The sequence below is a fragment of the Rhizobium rhizogenes NBRC 13257 genome (assembly GCF_000696095.1).
GTDB classification, from domain to species: Bacteria; Pseudomonadota; Alphaproteobacteria; order Rhizobiales; family Rhizobiaceae; genus Rhizobium; species Rhizobium rhizogenes.
The window spans coordinates 1-15,560 of the sequence record NZ_BAYX01000021.1 but is presented as its reverse complement, the minus strand read 5'-3'; the positions used below and the strand labels follow the sequence as shown (position 1 = coordinate 15,560).

The 15,560-nt window shown below is 59.9% G+C and carries 19 protein-coding genes; 11 read left to right on the top strand and 8 right to left on the bottom strand.

Annotated features, from left to right (window positions below; all coding sequences use genetic code 11):
• Positions 1 to 56 precede the first annotated feature (56 nt).
• Complete coding sequence (locus tag RRH01S_RS28770; RefSeq protein WP_052365353.1) at positions 57 to 1,766, bottom strand: tannase/feruloyl esterase family alpha/beta hydrolase; 1,710 nt, start codon at positions 1,764 to 1,766, stop codon at positions 57 to 59.
• A 419-nt stretch (positions 1,767 to 2,185) separates the two neighbouring features.
• Between RRH01S_RS28770 and RRH01S_RS28765 the strand changes: the two genes are divergently transcribed.
• Positions 2,186 to 2,956, top strand: coding sequence for a siderophore-interacting protein (locus RRH01S_RS28765; RefSeq protein ID WP_042476287.1), 771 nt, complete (start codon positions 2,186 to 2,188; stop codon positions 2,954 to 2,956).
• A gap of 149 nt (positions 2,957 to 3,105) precedes the next feature.
• Here RRH01S_RS28765 and RRH01S_RS28760 read toward each other — a convergent pair whose 3' ends face one another.
• Entirely contained in the window at positions 3,106 to 4,065 is a 960-nt protein-coding gene (locus RRH01S_RS28760) for a quinone oxidoreductase family protein (protein WP_042476283.1), read from the bottom strand.
• Between the two features lie 62 nt (positions 4,066 to 4,127).
• On the opposite strand from RRH01S_RS28760, the gene RRH01S_RS28755 reads away from it, so the two are divergent.
• The 8 genes from RRH01S_RS28755 to RRH01S_RS28720 all read left to right on the top strand — a co-directional run bounded on the left by RRH01S_RS28755 (position 4,128) and on the right by RRH01S_RS28720 (position 9,311).
• Positions 4,128 to 4,637 carry a MarR family winged helix-turn-helix transcriptional regulator gene (locus RRH01S_RS28755; protein ID WP_374188774.1) on the top strand — a complete coding sequence of 170 codons (510 nt, stop codon included), beginning with the start codon at positions 4,128 to 4,130 and terminating at the stop codon, positions 4,635 to 4,637.
• 114 nt (positions 4,638 to 4,751) lie between these two features.
• On the top strand, positions 4,752 to 4,973 hold the full coding sequence (locus RRH01S_RS28750) for a hypothetical protein (protein ID WP_042476277.1): 222 nt from the start codon (positions 4,752 to 4,754) through the stop codon (positions 4,971 to 4,973).
• Positions 4,974 to 5,166: 193 nt separating this feature from the next.
• Entirely contained in the window at positions 5,167 to 5,262 is a 96-nt protein-coding gene (gene pqqA, locus RRH01S_RS28745; RefSeq protein WP_007692844.1) for a pyrroloquinoline quinone precursor peptide PqqA, read from the top strand.
• A gap of 25 nt (positions 5,263 to 5,287) precedes the next feature.
• Positions 5,288 to 6,196, top strand: coding sequence for a pyrroloquinoline quinone biosynthesis protein PqqB (gene pqqB / locus RRH01S_RS28740; RefSeq protein ID WP_042476273.1), 909 nt, complete (start codon positions 5,288 to 5,290; stop codon positions 6,194 to 6,196).
• Positions 6,156 to 6,920: a pyrroloquinoline-quinone synthase PqqC gene (gene pqqC / locus RRH01S_RS28735; RefSeq protein WP_034522778.1), complete on the top strand. Its 765-nt coding sequence runs from the start codon at positions 6,156 to 6,158 to the stop codon at positions 6,918 to 6,920. The genes pqqB and pqqC overlap by 41 nt, the downstream gene beginning before the upstream one ends.
• Positions 6,917 to 7,216: a pyrroloquinoline quinone biosynthesis peptide chaperone PqqD gene (pqqD, locus tag RRH01S_RS28730; protein ID WP_012650173.1), complete on the top strand. Its 300-nt coding sequence runs from the start codon at positions 6,917 to 6,919 to the stop codon at positions 7,214 to 7,216. The genes pqqC and pqqD overlap by 4 nt, the downstream gene beginning before the upstream one ends.
• Positions 7,213 to 8,337: a pyrroloquinoline quinone biosynthesis protein PqqE gene (pqqE, locus tag RRH01S_RS28725; protein WP_042476268.1), complete on the top strand. Its 1,125-nt coding sequence runs from the start codon at positions 7,213 to 7,215 to the stop codon at positions 8,335 to 8,337. The genes pqqD and pqqE overlap by 4 nt, the downstream gene beginning before the upstream one ends.
• 317 nt (positions 8,338 to 8,654) lie before the next feature.
• Positions 8,655 to 9,311: a hypothetical protein gene (locus tag RRH01S_RS28720; RefSeq protein ID WP_034522915.1), complete on the top strand. Its 657-nt coding sequence runs from the start codon at positions 8,655 to 8,657 to the stop codon at positions 9,309 to 9,311.
• A 7-nt stretch (positions 9,312 to 9,318) separates the two neighbouring features.
• Here RRH01S_RS28720 and rpsU read toward each other — a convergent pair whose 3' ends face one another.
• The 6 genes from rpsU to RRH01S_RS28695 all read right to left on the bottom strand — a co-directional run bounded on the left by rpsU (position 9,319) and on the right by RRH01S_RS28695 (position 13,665).
• Complete coding sequence (rpsU, locus tag RRH01S_RS28715; protein WP_007692858.1) at positions 9,319 to 9,558, bottom strand: 30S ribosomal protein S21; 240 nt, start codon at positions 9,556 to 9,558, stop codon at positions 9,319 to 9,321.
• A 41-nt stretch (positions 9,559 to 9,599) separates the two neighbouring features.
• Positions 9,600 to 9,752 carry a hypothetical protein gene (locus RRH01S_RS34560; RefSeq protein ID WP_007692860.1) on the bottom strand — a complete coding sequence of 51 codons (153 nt, stop codon included), beginning with the start codon at positions 9,750 to 9,752 and terminating at the stop codon, positions 9,600 to 9,602.
• Positions 9,753 to 10,027: 275 nt separating this feature from the next.
• The gene (locus tag RRH01S_RS28710; protein WP_042476263.1) at positions 10,028 to 10,765 is read right to left on the bottom strand and encodes a molybdate ABC transporter substrate-binding protein; all 738 of its coding nucleotides are present in this window, start codon (positions 10,763 to 10,765) and stop codon (positions 10,028 to 10,030) included.
• Positions 10,762 to 11,547: an ABC transporter ATP-binding protein gene (locus RRH01S_RS28705; RefSeq protein WP_234711780.1), complete on the bottom strand. Its 786-nt coding sequence runs from the start codon at positions 11,545 to 11,547 to the stop codon at positions 10,762 to 10,764. Before RRH01S_RS28705 ends, RRH01S_RS28710 begins: the two co-directional genes overlap by 4 nt.
• Positions 11,537 to 12,571 carry a FecCD family ABC transporter permease gene (locus RRH01S_RS28700; RefSeq protein WP_042476258.1) on the bottom strand — a complete coding sequence of 345 codons (1,035 nt, stop codon included), beginning with the start codon at positions 12,569 to 12,571 and terminating at the stop codon, positions 11,537 to 11,539. Before RRH01S_RS28700 ends, RRH01S_RS28705 begins: the two co-directional genes overlap by 11 nt.
• Positions 12,568 to 13,665, bottom strand: coding sequence for an ABC transporter substrate-binding protein (locus RRH01S_RS28695; RefSeq protein ID WP_042476256.1), 1,098 nt, complete (start codon positions 13,663 to 13,665; stop codon positions 12,568 to 12,570). The genes RRH01S_RS28700 and RRH01S_RS28695 overlap by 4 nt, the downstream gene beginning before the upstream one ends.
• Positions 13,666 to 14,011: 346 nt before the next feature.
• Here RRH01S_RS28695 and RRH01S_RS28690 point away from each other — a divergent pair, with 346 nt between their 5' ends.
• Positions 14,012 to 14,818 (top strand): 3-methyl-2-oxobutanoate hydroxymethyltransferase, encoded by an 807-nt coding sequence (locus RRH01S_RS28690; protein WP_042476253.1) that lies wholly within the window; start codon positions 14,012 to 14,014, stop codon positions 14,816 to 14,818.
• A gap of 58 nt (positions 14,819 to 14,876) precedes the next feature.
• On the top strand, positions 14,877 to 15,560 hold a 684-nt coding region (locus tag RRH01S_RS28685; RefSeq protein WP_042476250.1), incomplete at its 3' end, for a formyltetrahydrofolate deformylase.

The following is a 15,560-nucleotide window of genomic DNA, read 5'->3' as shown; positions in this document are numbered from 1 at the left end:
AATCTCAAGCAGACGGATACGACGGCGAAGCTTCGCCGTCGTGAGGCCACATAGGTCTATTCCGCACGGGGCTTGTAGGGCTGATAGAAATGCGCACCAGCCCAAGGCTCGATGATGGCTTCCTCGCGGTCACCGCGCGTGTAGCTGGTTACCAAGTTCGGATCGCCCTTACCGTTGTACTTCGTGGTGTAAGGATAGGGGTAGACAGGGCGTGACCGGACAACCTTGTTGGCGGACTGCTCGGCTGGCTTTTTGGCCGCGTCTTTGGGCGGCGCACCGCTCGGCTGTCCAAAGCCGCTGGCGTCGTCGCTCGCCGTCTGCCGGGCGACAATCTCTTGCGGAGCGGCACCCTTCTCGACCCAGTTCAGCATCGGGGTCAGCAGGTCGATCTTGTTCGGACCCTCGCCGCCCTCGCAATGATACATGCCCGGAAAGAGGTAAAGCCGCGTGAACTGAGCGGCGCGCTTGGCGCCCAGGAGCTTCTCGACCGCTTGATAGTAGGCAATGGTGTTGATCGGCGAGATATGCTGATCGGCAAGGCCATGCCAGAGGATCAGCTTGCCGCCGGATTTTTCGAAGGCCGAGAGATCGGGGTTGGTGGCGTCATAAAGCGAATGTAGCGGACGCAGCCGATCGAAATACGCCCTGTCAAATGTGACGTTGGCGAGTTTGTAATCCGCGGGCGGATTTGTTTCGAAGTTGAGATTGAGGATTGTGCCCATCGCAATGATCTCGCTGAAGATCGGCTCGTTCAGCCCGCGCGGCACGAAGACGCCGGCCCAGGCGAGTTCCGATCCCGGCAGCGGCCCGCCGATCGTCAGGCGCTCGCCCGTCGCGGGGTCTCTCGGGCCGTTGTAGAGGCGACGCACAGTATCCACTTCCGCTGCTGTCAGGCAGCTATCGGTGTTCTTTTCCGCCGCGGAGCAGAGCAGCGTACCCGGATCGAAATGGCATTTCAGCGGATCGGATATCAACCCGTCGACCTGCCCGTCCAGCGCGTCGCAGGCGGCGACGACCGCTTTGTGCAGGAGCGGCAGCCGCGCCGCCGTCAGGATTGCCTTGCCGTCGGCGCCGGTATTCGAGCGCGCCTGCCAGGCATGGTAGAGGCCATTCTGAACCTGGAAGTTCATCGCGGGTGCACCGGCGATGATGCCGTCGAAATCATCCGGATAGCGCTGCGCTTCCATCAGCGCCTCGCGCCCACCATCGGAGCATCCGTTGAAATAGGAATGGCTGGGGCCGTGGCCATAATAGGCTTCGATCAGCTTCTTGGCTGTGACAGCGGTGAGGTGAACGGAGCGGTAGGCGAAGTCCTGGCGCTTCTGCGGATCGCGGCCGAACTCGCCGCCCATGCTGTCATGTCCCATATCCGTGCTCGCGGTCACGAAGCCGTTGCTATCGAGCACGGCGCATCCGTCGGCGGCACCCGCTTCCAGCGAAATGTGGCCGCAAAGGCCGCCGCAGCCGATCTGCAGATATCGCTGTGTCCAGGTGGATGTCGGAAGTTCGACCTTGAAGGTGATCGTCGGGGCAAGGATGCCTTCTACGGCGCATGTCGTGATCGCTCCCTTGGTGGTCTCAGCGGCCTTGACCACATGGCTGCCCGCACCGCCGATGGCCGTCAAATCGGTCTGTGCCAGGCTCGCGCATGATACCGTCGGCTTGACGATGCCAATCGGATCAGCCGCCCATACAGGGCTAGGCTGCATGGTAAAAGCCAGCAGCGCGCCTGCGATCACGGCGCGAAATGCACGATTCTTCTTCATTCGATGGCCTCCCTGGATCCATTGAGCGGCCGTTCGCCGCATTGTAAGGCAGCCTGGCTGCGTGCGACCTCCGCCCGGATCGGCGGGGCAAGCATGCTTGTCTTCGATGCGTGCTCCCATTCAAAAATGGGTGATTGATCATAAGAAAAAGCTATAGTGCCGTTGCTGAAATTCTCTAAAGTCATTTGGAAACAGTGCCTTGCAGCGAATAATGCTCGCGCTGCGGATATCACCGAATTTCCATCGAGTCCGTTGCATTCGGCGTGTCGTTCTTCTATAGCGAAACCGGAAATGGTCAGGCATCGCCTTGCCACGTAAGCGTTAACGTCACTCAACGCGTATGATCGAACGGCTCTGCGGCTTCGATCTGCGCGACTGTGTCATGCGGATCGAGGTTTTAGAGCCTTGAAAGGACACAGATGAGCAATCCTCAAATTCCAACTGCGGTTTCCGCGGCTCCGAAAATAGAGCGCGTGCGGCACGATCTGAAGCGACGCTTGCTGACAGTGGCCCATGTCGAAAACATAACGCCCGGTATGCTGCGCATCCTCTTCGGGGGAAATGATCTTTCCGATTTCATCAGCATGGCGCCGGACGACCACATCAAGATATTCGTCCCTATGACCGATGGAACGGAGGAGCGGCGCGACTATACGCCTCGCCGTTACGACGCTGCTGCCCGCACGCTTGCAATTGATTTCGCGGTTCATGAGGCCGGGCCGATCACCCAATGGGCCATCAATGCCCGTCCGGGCGATACGCTCGCAATCGGCGGCCCGCGGGGTTCCGCAGTCATCTCCGATATCAAGCAATGGTTGCTGATCGGCGACGAGACGGCGCTCCCGGCAATCGGACGCAGGATCGAGGAGGCGGGCGGGGAGGCGCGCATCACGGCCGTCATGGCGGTCGCCAACCCAGCCGAGCATCAGACATTCAAGACCAATGCCGAATTAATATGCCATTGGGCGCATCGTCCTCTGTCCGAAGCGACCGATGCGTCGGCGCTGCTTTCGGTCTTGAGATCGGTCGATATTGCACCTGAAACTTTCGTCTGGGTCGCGGCGGAGGCATCCGTGACGCGCGCGATAAGGGTGCATCTCGTCGAGGAACGCGGCTATCCGCTGAGCTGGATTAAGGCCTCCGGCTATTGGGTCAAGGGCAAGGCCGATGCGACGGAGAAGTTCGAGTAGGCGTATTGCGGTGCGCGGTCGGGCAGGAGCGATCTCATCATCCTGCTGAATGGACTCTGTCTTTCTCGCCGATTGACAGAGTCACACGGCAGCTCGGATGTTCCGAAAGCCCAGTTCGATAGCAAACCTAATATCCGTCGCAGGCCCGCCTAGTTTCCGATCGTAAAGACCGTGCGCCGATTGCTGTCGTCGAGCGGCCAGGCCTTCTCGACCTCGGAAAGTGGAGCGATCGTCGTGGCAATTTCGAAGCCTCCGGGGACGGTTGCCTGGAACAGTTCGGCGATCGCGTTGACAAGGCGGTCAAGAGAGATGCTGCCTATGCCGCTGCCCATCAGGGTAATGGCGGATGATCGCAGCACGGCCCCTGGAAGGCTGATGTCGGCACCGCTGATTGCGCCGATCTGGACGTAGCGGATCGGCACGGCATCCTTGCCGGCCTTTGCGGCAGAGCTAAGGAGGCTTTCCGCGCTTTCGCCCCACAGGTAATCGAGAACAACATCCACGCCGCCGGCGAATTGTTCCTTGAATGCGGCTTCCAGGGTCGGTTTGTCCTGGGTGAGGGGAATGGTCACGTCCGCGCCGAGCCTTTCGAGGGCCTTGAGACTGTCGGCGTTCCGGCCCGTCGCGATGACTTTGGCAGCGCCCCGATATTTAGCGATCTGGATGGCGAGCCGGCCTGACGTTCCGGTTGCGCCATTGATCAGAACGGTCTCGCCTGGCTCTAGCCTCGCACGCTCTCTAAAGGCCGCCCAGGATGACATTCCCGGGTTGGCGATGGCCGCCGCTGTCACATCGTCCAGATCGTCCGGCAGCGCAATGCAGCGGTTGGATGGCACGGGTGCCACGTCCGCCATGCTGCCATAGGGCGCACGCGGCAGAACAAAGTAAACCCTCCTGCCGTCTTCCAGTCGCCCTACGCCGTCGATTCCGACCACGAAGGGGAATTGATTGGCGGAACTGTAGTGCGCGCCTGACGCCCGGCTCTTGACGATCTGGCTGATGGCAGCGGCGCTCACATGCACCAGGTTCTCGCCAGCCGATAGAGCAGGCTTCTCGAAATCTTCATAGGCAGGCTGTTGGCCGGCTCCTCGCACGATGGCTGCCTTCATGGCATATCTCCTTTTCGATCATGCAAATTACGTGTATAATGCACACGTAAAGGAGATCGTTGGTGATGGCAAGAAATAATGTGCAAAATACACATATTAAGTCCCAGTTTCGGAAGCTTCATGCAGCGGTGCTGGATATCGTTGCCGTGATAAACCGGCCTCAGGGTGACGAGGCGCTGATCAGGGAGGCCGGAATTCCGCTCGATCGGGCGCTTTTCCCGCTGCTGGTTCTGATCGAGCGTTTGGGTCCGATCGGTGTCGTCGATCTGGCGGATCGTGTCGGCCGTGACCACACGACCGTCAGCCGGCAGGTGGCGAAGCTGGAGAGCCTAGATCTCGTGGTGCGCCAGGCCTCCGCCGTGGATCGCCGCGTACGCGAGGCTATTATTGCGCCGAAGGGAAAGATCATGACGGATGCGGTAGACGGCGCGCGTGACAGGATCGGTGGCGCAATCCTTGAATCCTGGGATGTCGATGATATCGATGATCTCGTCCGGTTGATGCGGAAGTTTGCCGATGCGTTGAATGGCGATTTGTCCGCGGCGTCGCAGCAGGCAGCCAAGAAAAAATAGCGCCAATAGTATTTTCGATATATCTAATATTATAATGCTCTTGCGGCAGCTTGCCTGACAATAAATATCTTATCGTCGAACACGCCAATTGTGCCGGGAAAGGAGAAGAACGCGATGATCCGAAGATATCTCAGCAAGCATGACCATCCCCTGGATTCGTTGGATCTGGACCTTTGTCAGCGCGCTTTTGATGCTCTTTTAGTCGAATTGAAGCTAGCGAAAGACAGTGAGGAGGCGGAGCGAGTAGCGGCGCTGATCATCGAATTATATCGCCAAGGGATACACGACGAGCGCCAGCTTGCCATTCTGGCAGGAGGGGCTAGTAGAAAAATCTGAGGCCGCGATGTGCGGATTGCGGGGGACTAGCTTTCTCAAATCGTCGCGAGGTCGTTTTTCTAAGCAATTTATTGTGATCAAGAAGGTCGGGAACGGCGTGGCATCAACAGCATTAAACGACGACCATCCGAAATTGCCCTAGCGGGCAATTGAGTCTAATCTTGCACTGCAAATCTCATGAAAGGAACGACCAATGAAATGGCATGCTCCGAAATTCGTAGAGGTAAGCTGCGGCATGGAAATCAACCGGTATGCGCCGGCCGATGGTTCCGAGCCGATCCTGTTCTGATCGCTGATCATCTGAAAGCAACAGATTGACTGTTCGATTTCTTGTGCTCGGCGCCGCCGCCGGAGGGGGCTTGCCGCAGTGGAACTGTGGCTGCCCAAACTGTGCGGCGGCACGCCAGGGCGCTCTCGTTCCGCAGACGCAATCATCTCTGGCTATCAGTGTCGATGGCCGCAACTGGTTGGTCGTGAATGCATCTCCGGATATCCGCCAGCAACTATGTGACCGGTACGCTCTATGGCCGAAAGAATTGCGCGACAGCCCGATCAAGAGCGTTGTGCTGACGAATGGCGATGTCGATCACGTCGCGGGTCTTCTGACGTTGCGGGAAAAGCAACCCTTTCAACTTCTCGCAACAAGGGCGTTGCTGGAGACGCTGGAAGAGAATCCGATTTTCAAGGTTCTCGATCCCGCCCACGTTAAGCAAAAGCCGATCGAACTCGAAACACCGTTCTTTCCGCTGGATGGCCTTGAAACAATGCTCTTTGCCGTTGCCGGCAAGGTTCCGCTTTATCTTGAGAAAGGCGAGCCGGAGCTTGGGCTCGAAGGCGAGCAGACCGTCGGCATGGAGTTTCGCGTCGGCGACAGGCGTATCTTCTACATTCCGGGCTGTGGGGCGATCAGCCCCGCTTTGGCGGATCGAATCGCCGGCGCGGATCTGCTGTTCTTCGACGGTACGGTCTTCACCGATGACGAGATGATCAGGACGGGCACCGGCCAGAAGACCGGCCGGCGGATGGGGCACATGCCCATCAGCGGCCCCGACGGCAGTCTCGAGGCATTGTCTCGCCTGTCGATCGGGCGGAGCATCTATATTCATATCAACAATACCAACCCGATCTGGCGGGCTGGACCGGAGCGCGCCGAGCTTGAGCGACACGGCTTCGCGGTCGGCTATGACGGAATGGAGATCACGCTTGCAACAGGCAGCCAATAGAGAAGCGTTCGAAGCGCGCCTGCGCGCGGTCGGCGAGGCGCGCTATCACGACAAGCACCCGTTTCATCAGCAATTGCATGGCGGCCAGTGCAGCATGATCCAGGTGCGGGCCTGGGTCATCAACCGCTATTATTATCAAAGCCGTATTCCGATGAAGGATGCCGCTTTCCTGTCGCGTTGCGAGGATCCGCAGCTGCGGCGGGCATGGCGCAATCGCATTGAGGATCACGACGGCGGTGTTGACGAAGGCGGCGGGATACGCCGCTGGCTGAAGCTCGCCGAGGCGGTGGGGCTTGATCCGGACTATGTCGCTTCGACACGCGGCGTGCTTGCCGGCACGCGGTTTGCGGTCGAGGCCTATGTTCATTTCGTCCGCGAAAAGCCGATGCTGGAAGCGGTTGCCTCCTCGCTGACGGAGATGTTCGCTCCGGCCATCCACGCCAACCGTATCGCCGGGCTGATCGAGCATTACGCCTTTGCCAATGACAGCGCGCTTGCCTATTTCCGCCAGCGCCTCAACGAAGCGCCGAAAGAGGTGGCGTTCGGCCTGAACTACGTTCTCGACCATGCCGACACGCTGGAAAAACAGGATGCTTCCGTTGCTGCCCTGACCTTCAAGACCGATGTCCTCTGGTCGCAGCTTGATGCGCTTTCCCACGCCTATGTTAGCCCCGGGCTTATCCCGCCTGGCGGCTGGGATGGGCGCGAAGGGGTGATATCATGAGTGATGACGACGCCCTCAAGATCGACGGCCAGACCATTGCCAAGCTCGCACGCGGCGTCAGGCTGCGCGAGGATGCGGCTCGCGGACAGACGATCCTGCTTGCGCCCGAGCGCGCGCTTGCATTGGATGAGATCGCTGTGGCGATCGTCAGAGCCCTCGATGGGGTGAGAACGCTGGACGACATCGCCGCCGGATTCGCGTTGCAGTTCGAGGCGCCGAAGGAGGAGATCCTCAATGACGTGATCGCCTTCATCCGCGATTTTTCCAGCCGCCGAATGCTGGAGCTGAGCCGGTGAGCGAGCATCTTGAAACCAGCAATGGCAAGGAGCGCCGCATCGCCGCGCCGCCGCCAATAGCCATGCTGGCGGAATTGACGCATCGCTGCCCGCTTGCCTGTCCCTATTGCTCCAATCCGCTGGAGCTGACCCAAAGCCGCGACGAATTGACGACCGAAGAATGGCTATCCGCCTTCCAGCAGGCGGCCGAGCTGGGTGTCCTGCACCTGCATCTGTCCGGCGGAGAACCGGTCGCGCGCCGTGATCTGGCTGCGCTGACCAAGGGTGCCGCCTCCTATGGCCTCTACACCAATCTCATCACCTCCGGCATCGGGTTGACGCAACCGCGTCTCTTGGAACTGGCGGATGCCGGATTGGATCACATCCAGCTTTCGATCCAGGGTGCGACACCCGAAATGGCGGATCATGTCGGCAATTATAAAGGCGGCTATGCCCGCAAGCTGGCGGTTGCCGGCTGGATCCGCGAGAGCGGCATTCCGCTGACGGTCAACGCCGTTTGCCACAAGCAGAACATGGATCAGATCAGCGACATGATCGCCACTGCGGTCGAACTCGGTGCGCGCCGGATCGAGATCGCAACCGTGCAGTTCCATGGTTGGGCCGAGAAGAACCGTGCCGCACTGATGCCGACGCGGGCGCAGGTCGAGCGGACGACGGCGCTGGTCGAGGAGGCGCGCAAGACACTGGACGGCATTCTGGTCATCGACTATGTGCCCGCCGATCACCATTCCCGCTATCCGAAGGCCTGCATGGGAGGCTGGGGTCGCACCGGGCTCAATATCACGCCATCGGGGCGCGTGTTGCCTTGCCATGCCGCGGAGACGATTCCATCGCTTGCCTTTGACAATGTGCGGGACAAGCCGCTCGCGGACATCTGGTATCACGGCAGCGCCTTCAACGCCTATCGCGGTGACGACTGGATGCAGGAGCCCTGCCGCAGTTGCGCGCGAAAGCATGTCGACCACGGTGGCTGTCGTTGCCAGGCCATGGCGCTTGCGGGCAGCGCGGAAGCAACCGATCCCGTCTGCATCCATTCGCCGTTTCATCAGGCTATCGCGACTCGCGCCGAAGAAGACGGCCTCAGCGAACCGCCCGCTTTTGTCTATCGGGGTCGCGCCTGATCAGCCCGCGACGCCGGGCTTTAGCCGCCATCAAGCAACTGCGGCAAATGTGCACCGCAGCAAAAAACTTGAACCCAGAGGGTTTACAAGCCGTCCCGCGGATGGGATCGTTTTAGTGAGAGTTGGCTGATATGCGGGGTGTCTCTTCCTCGCGTGGTGCGATGCAGGTGCCTGATGGGTGCCGATATGCATCGCCGGATCGGCACCTAACAACCAAATCAAGCCGAGGCCGAATGCGGTTTTTCGCATCGCGTTCGGCTGTCGGTGCCGCACTTCGGCGCGCTGGCGTTGATACAAACGCTAATTGGGCTTTTGTGATGAGACTTGTTTTAACGCGCGTTTTTCTTGGCGCCTTTGTCGGCACAGCGTCGTTTTCACAGGCGGCTTACGCCAGCGATCTGTTGATCTGGACGCCGGTCAAGGTTGCTCCTCGGACCTATCAGACAACGATCGGCTTTCGGTTGCCGATGGCGTGGGAAATGAGCGCGGGCGCGGATATCGGCCTTGGAAGCGCGCCCGGCGGAAAGATCCTGAGTGGTTCCGAACTTGCCACGTTCTGGGGAAGGGCAGTGGACGACAGCCGTAACTTTGCCAGCAAGTCGCGTCGCGAAATCGCGCTGCGAATAGACACACTGAGAGGGAGCGGAACGCTGTATCTTAGCCGTTCGCGAAACTGGATCGTTTCGAAAGATCTCGATATGCAGACGACACGCGCGCTGAATGTGAATTATGTGGGCGCGCAGAGCCAGCCGGCATCCGTCACCGCCTCGCAGGGCGTGACGATGATTTTTCCCTGGACCGGCACATCGATCTCGGCGAACGGTGCGGTGACGGACCTCAAGGGTACCGTCTCAAGCACGGTGGCTTTCAATCAGCCGATCGCGCCCAACCTTAACTTCACTGCATCCGTCGTCGATCCGCTGGCTTTAACGCCAGCGGGCAACGTGAATGTGAATTATCGCATCAAATGGTAGGATTTTGTCAGCGCGCCGGCGGTGCCTTCCGCTTGGGGCCGGGAATCAGCCCTTCGCGCTGCATCTGCTTGCGCATCGCTTTGCGATGCCGGCTGATGGCCTGCGCCTTTTCCCGGACGCGGCGTTCGGACGGCTTCTCATAGGACTGCCGTGCCTTCATTTCCCGGAACAAACCCTCGCGCTGCATCTTCTTTTTCAGAACCCTGAGCGCCTGTTCGATATTGTTGTCTCTGACCAGAATGTGCATTTGTTCTCCTTGTTGTTGATGTTGATAAAATCGTTGCCCCGTCAGCCGAGTTGTTCGGCGACCAGCTTCTCAAGCTCTTTGCGCGTGAGAAGGCAGGGGTAGGGTTTCCAGTTCTTGTCGGGCCGGTTGACGGCCTCGTTGCGTTCATGCGGCTTCACCACCGCAAGCGCGGCAGCGATATTCGTATTGTTCAATAAATTTCCTCTGCTGGTCATTCGACCAGCGTCAATGACAATGGATAGTGGGAGCGCCGTCACGCGAGAGTGCGGAGGGCACGGGAGCTACGGTTCAAAAAATTGCAGCGGCTAGTTTCAAGCTACGGCTTCGAGGCGCTACGGATAGTAACGCGGGATCGCAGTCCTCGTTGCGGTATATAGGGATCGCGCAACGGTGTTGCAAGCGAGAACATCAAAGCGTGTCTGTGCTTCGACGTTTCGGCCCAACCGATTGGCATGATGGGCTATCATGTTCATACGGGCTCAAACCCATTCCGTTCCAAGATTCGCTGACCATCGCTGGACAACAGAAAATCCCTGAGTTCCGCAGCTTCTGCGCCAGCGCCTTGGCGAATCGTCACGCCATATTCGATGATCGGCGAGAATTCTTCCGGAAGCGCGACGACACTGAATGCTGGATCACTCTTCAAAAGGCGGGCATTCGAATAATAGCTCAGGGAGAGGTCGGCTTCACCATCGGTTATCAGCCAACCGGCGCCCTTGCCGGGCGGCGTCGGCGGCGAGTTTCGCCCGCCGACCAATTGCCGGACGCGGGACTTGAGCGGTTTGCCAAGGCCAGAATGCTTAGCTTCGATCAGGTCGAAGACCTCGAAGGCATAGTCGCCGGCGGGGTCATCCCCTGGCGTCGACGTACCGATCTTGATCCTGGGATCGGTGATGACGCCGAGAAGGTTCGCAGTCGTCAAGCCGAGGTCGCTGCGCGCGAGTACGCAAAGCCTGTTGCGGGCGAAACAGACCGCATCGTCGGTGATCCCCTGTGCCGCCAGATGGCGGGGATGCGCCATGTTGGCCGAGGCGAAGAGATCGAAATACGCGCCCGCCTCGATGCGCTCCCGCAGCAGACCGGCGGGGCCGAGGGTCAAGGATATAGGGACATCGTTCAACTCGCCGAATGCCGCGATGATCGCCGGGAAAGCGTACCGCATGCTGCCTGCGGATAGGATGCTTAGCGGCTGAGCAGGCTTGGTCATGGATTTCTTCCTTTCCGATCCCTTTGCCGGAATAGCGGTACGAAAGAGGCAATTTCCTGGCTGTCGCCCAGGCGTGCGGAGCGCACCGGAATGCCGTAGAGATCCTCGAGATTGGCCTCATTGAGGACCTCGTCCGTTGCGCCGACGATGATGCGCGCCCGATCGAGCATCAGCAGTGAGCGGTCGGCGACCGCCAGCGCGTGGTTCGGCTGATGCGTGGTGAAGGCGATGGCGAGATCGTCGCGATCCGCCAGTTCGCCGAGCAGCGAAAGCACGACGTCCTGGTTCTTGAGGTCGAGCGCCGAAGCCGGTTCATCGAGAAGCAAGACGACGTTTTCGCCGGCGAGTGCGCGGGCAATCAGAACGAGCTGCCGTTCACCGCCGGAGAGCGTGTTGATGTTGCGTGATGCGTAATCCGCCATCCCGGTGGTGCGCAGTGCCTCCATCGCCTTTTCGATATCGGTTTTGCGTGGCGTCTGGAACAGCGCGATGTGCCGGGCGCGGCCCATGAGCACCACGTCCAGCACTGAATAGGCAAAGGAGCCGGAGAACTCCTGCGGTACGAAACCGGTGCGCGTATTCAGCCCCAGCTTGCCGGAGGTTGGCTTCAGAAGGCCGGCCAGTACCCGCAGCAGCGTCGACTTGCCCCGGCCGTTGGGACCGAGAATGGCGACGATCTCTCCCGCCTTCAGACCGAGGTCGAGGTCGCGGAATTGCCAGCGCATGCCGTCATAGGATTGGCTGGCGGCTTCGATCCGCAACATTGCCTGATCAGATGCCACGGATGCCTCTCTGGGTTTGCCACAGAACGAGCACGAAGATCGGCGTGCCGATCAGCGCGGTGAGAATCCCGAGCGGGATTTCCGTGCCGGTCGCGGTGCGCGCGATATCGTCGATGACAAGCAGGTAGAGCGCGCCGATGATCAGCGACGCGGGCATCATCGCCCGATGGTCGGAGCCAACAAGCATCCGTGCCATATGCGGCACGATGAGGCCGACCCAGCCGATAATGCCGCTGACGGCCACCTGCGCCGCGACGATCGCGGAGACGAGGATGAGGATCAGCCAGCGCAGTGGCTCGACGCGGACGCCGAGGGCGCGCGCCTCTTCGTCGCCGATCGATAGAAGATTGATACGCCAGCGCAAGCCCAAAAGCAGGATGCTGCCGATGAGGACCGGTCCGGCGATGAGGGAGAGCTTTTCCCAATTGGCCGTTGCGAAACTGCCGAGCAGCCAGAAGACCATGGCCGGCAGCTTGTCTTCGGTGTCGGCCACATATTGGACGAGGCTGACGAGTGCGCCGAAGAAGCCACTGATCACCACACCAGCCAACACCAGCGCCAGAATGTTGCGCCGTGCCACGACGCCGTTCAGCGCATAGACGAGGACAAGAGCCGAAAGCCCGAAGGCGAACGATGTGGCGAGCAGGCCGGCCCGCGAGAGGCTCAGGAGGATGGCGAGCGTGCCGCCGAAGGCCGCGCCTGAGGAAACACCCATGACCTGCGGGCCGACCAGCGGATTACGAAAGACGCCCTGCAGCGTCGCGCCGGAGAGCGCCAGGCCCGCGCCCGACAGCAGCGCAAGCAGGATGCGCGGCAGGCGCACGGTGAAGACGACGTTCGCCTCGGTCGGAGTTACGGGCATTTCAGGTGGAAAGACTGGTACCAGCAGGATCTGCACCACTCGGGCGAAGGAGATGTCATAGCGACCGACGCCGAGGGAACCGATCGCCACGATGACGAGCATGGCGGTCAGGATAGCTATGGCCACCCGAGGCGAGCGGGGCGAAAACACGTCCCGGCTCATTGGCCCGGGCGATAGTCTGTGCGGTAGAATTCCTTGTAATAGGCGTCCGCCTGTGCCTGCATATCGATATCCGCAAAGCGGTCGGGATAGAGCGTCTTCGCCATCCAGAGTTCACCGAGCGCCATGGCTTCCGGCATCGGATACCCCCAGGCCTTGGCATATTCGGGCATCAGATAGATTTTCCCGGTCTTGACGGCATCGATCGTCTGCCACGGTGCCGCCGTCTTGATCTCGTCGACCACGGCGGGATAGCGCTCCTGCACGAAGATTACGGCCGGGTTCCAGGTAAGCACATCCTCCATCGACACCTGCTTGAAGCCGGTGATCCCGTTGGCGACGTTCCTGGCGCCGGCGCGCTCCATCATCAGGCCGGTATATTTGCCGTGGCCGTAGGTGGTGAGGTCGGGATTGGCCATATAGACCGGCACGCGCTTGTCGTCAGGAAGATCGGCGAGGCGATCGGCGATGAGCTTGCGGGTCTTCTTGGTGGCCGTGAGCATCTCCTCGCCCTTGTCCTTGCGGTCAAGAATATCGGCGATGAGCCGCACGCCCGTCGCAAACCCGGCATCGATCGCGGCGGGTTCGTCCTTGACGCTGGGATTGAGCTTCACCGCTTCCTGCGGCGGCACGTCGAGAAGCGAGATGGCGACGACCGGCAGGCCGGCATCCTCGATCTGCTTTATCATGTCGGCCGGCGCGTAATTGGTGACGAAGACCACGTCGGGCTTGAGCTTCAGCAGTTCCTCGATGTTCACCTTGGTGAGGCCGCCGGGCATGGCAAGCTTCGGAAGTTGCGGTGCGAGCCGCACATAGTTGGCGCCGAGCTGCTTCTTCCACTCATCGAGCACCCCGACCACCTTGTCCATCGCATCGAGCTGGACGGTGATATTGAGCGTCTGGTGCTGCAGGATGACGACCCGGTTGACGGTATCCGGGACATGCACCTGGCGGCCGATCTGGTCGGTCACGACGCGATCCGCAAGGGCGGGAGTCGCAAGCAATAAGCTGCTGATCGCAAAGGCGATTTTAGTGATGAAGGCGATACGGCTGCGGCTCAAGACGAGGTCCTCCTGGAAGAGGTCGACCGCTAGCATGATATCCGGACGGATACAACGACGTTATATCCCAATGAATATCTCGCTGGTCGTGAAGATGGAGATGGGTAGATGATATATTCCATCATTCATGAGATGAGAATTTGATGTTTTTTGATAGATTCAATCACGCTTGCATTGAGACTGACGTAAACCCGGCCTATCCTTCGAGCCAAGAGGTAGGACACGCATCTTGCGTATTGCGGGAGGCTGGAATGATCGAAATGAGGAAGGGAGACCGCTGCCTGTGTACGGCCACCGTGTCCGTTACCTTTTTGCATACATCGCGGGACGCGCAATCGCCGCTTGCCGTGTGAATGGCCCATCTCTTTCCGAGGAAAATTCCATGAAAAAACACAGTCGCGCGACCGTCGCCGATCTCCTGGCGATGAAAGGCAGCAGACAGCTCACCATGTTGCGCGTGACGTCGCTGGCTGAGGCTGAAGCGGCCGAGAAGGCGGGGATCGATATTGTGTCCGTCCCTCCGTCGCTGCTCGGTCCGGCTTTCCGCGAGGCCGCCCCCACGCCCTTTGCCATTCCCGGTCTCGAATATGGCGATTACGTTTCGGCGGAAGAATATATGCGCGAGGCTTTCAAGGTGCTGAAGGCAGGCGGCGATGCGGTCTATTGCGCCGCCGGCTTGCCGACGATCCGACGGATGCGCGAGGAAGGCATTCCGGTCTGCGGCCATATCGGTCTTATTCCATCCAAGGCGACCTGGACGGGCGGTTTCCGCGCTGTCGGCAAGACGGTGGCAAGCGCCCTCGAGGTCTGGCGGCAGACCAAAGCGCTGGAGGAGGCCGGCGCCTTCGCCGTGGAGATCGAGGTGGTGCCGGCTGGCGTCGCTGAAGCCATCAGCCGGAATACGTCGATGCTGATGATCTCGATGGGGGCGGGAAGCGGCTGCGATGCGCAGTATCTTTTTGCGGACGATGTGCTCGGCAGCCATGGCGGCCACTATCCGCGTCACGCGAAAAAATATCGCAACTTTGCCGTCGAGTATGAGCGGTTGCAGCGTGAGCGCATTGCCGCATTCAGCGAGTTTGCCGCGGATGTCCGGTCTGGTGCCTATCCGGAAAGGCAACATCTCGTTTCAATCGAGGATGGGGAACTGCAGGCTTTTCTGCGGCTTCTGGCCGATGGCGACCGGTAGGGATGCAACCAGCAACCCTCCACAACATGTCGATGAATTTCAAGCAGATGAGAGTAGAATGACGCATTATGTACTGAGGGTCACCTGTACATCCAGGCGCGGGATTGTCGCAGCGATCGCCAACTATCTGGCGGATCAGGGCTGCAACATCGTCGACTCCAGCCAGTTCGACGATCTGGATACCGGCAAGTTCTTCATGCGGGTGAGCTTCATCTCCGAGCAGGGGGTGGGCCAGGAGGCGCTGGTCGAGGGTTTTAAGCCGATCGCTGCCAAGTTCGAGATGGAAACCGAGATCCACGACACCCAGAAGCGCATGAAGGTGCTGCTGATGGTGTCGCGCTTCGGTCATTGTTTGAACGACCTGCTCTACCGCTGGAAGATCGGCGCACTGCCGATCGACATCGTCGGCGTCGTCTCCAACCATTTCGATTATCAGAAGGTGGTGGTCAACCACGATATCCCCTTCCACCATATTCCGGTGACCAAGGCCAACAAGCCACAGGCGGAAGCCCGGATCATGGAGGTGGTGGAGCAGACCGGCACGGAGCTGATCGTGCTCGCCCGCTACATGCAGATCCTGTCGGATTCCATGTGCCAAAAGATGTCGGGGCGGATCATCAATATCCACCACTCCTTCCTGCCGAGCTTCAAGGGCGCCAATCCCTACAAGCAGGCCTATGAGCGCGGTGTAAAACTGATCGGGGCGACGGCGCACTACGTCACCGCCGATCTGGACGAGGGT

What these genes read in the sequence shown, in the direction of transcription:
- RRH01S_RS28770 (WP_052365353.1), bottom strand. Translation starts at nt 1,766, where the DNA reads ATGAAGAAGAATCGTGCATTTCGCGCCGTGATCGCAGGCGCGCTGCTG.
- RRH01S_RS28765 (WP_042476287.1), top strand. Translation starts at nt 2,186, where the DNA reads ATGAGCAATCCTCAAATTCCAACTGCGGTTTCCGCGGCTCCGAAAATA.
- RRH01S_RS28760 (WP_042476283.1), bottom strand. Translation starts at nt 4,065, where the DNA reads ATGAAGGCAGCCATCGTGCGAGGAGCCGGCCAACAGCCTGCCTATGAA.
- RRH01S_RS28750 (WP_042476277.1), top strand. Translation starts at nt 4,752, where the DNA reads ATGATCCGAAGATATCTCAGCAAGCATGACCATCCCCTGGATTCGTTG.
- pqqA (WP_007692844.1), top strand. Translation starts at nt 5,167, where the DNA reads ATGAAATGGCATGCTCCGAAATTCGTAGAGGTAAGCTGCGGCATGGAA.
- pqqC (WP_034522778.1), top strand. Translation starts at nt 6,156, where the DNA reads ATGACGGAATGGAGATCACGCTTGCAACAGGCAGCCAATAGAGAAGCG.
- pqqD (WP_012650173.1), top strand. Translation starts at nt 6,917, where the DNA reads ATGAGTGATGACGACGCCCTCAAGATCGACGGCCAGACCATTGCCAAG.
- RRH01S_RS28720 (WP_034522915.1), top strand. Translation starts at nt 8,655, where the DNA reads ATGAGACTTGTTTTAACGCGCGTTTTTCTTGGCGCCTTTGTCGGCACA.
- rpsU (WP_007692858.1), bottom strand. Translation starts at nt 9,558, where the DNA reads ATGCACATTCTGGTCAGAGACAACAATATCGAACAGGCGCTCAGGGTT.
- RRH01S_RS28710 (WP_042476263.1), bottom strand. Translation starts at nt 10,765, where the DNA reads ATGACCAAGCCTGCTCAGCCGCTAAGCATCCTATCCGCAGGCAGCATG.
- RRH01S_RS28700 (WP_042476258.1), bottom strand. Translation starts at nt 12,571, where the DNA reads ATGAGCCGGGACGTGTTTTCGCCCCGCTCGCCTCGGGTGGCCATAGCT.
- RRH01S_RS28695 (WP_042476256.1), bottom strand. Translation starts at nt 13,665, where the DNA reads ATGCTAGCGGTCGACCTCTTCCAGGAGGACCTCGTCTTGAGCCGCAGC.
- RRH01S_RS28690 (WP_042476253.1), top strand. Translation starts at nt 14,012, where the DNA reads ATGAAAAAACACAGTCGCGCGACCGTCGCCGATCTCCTGGCGATGAAA.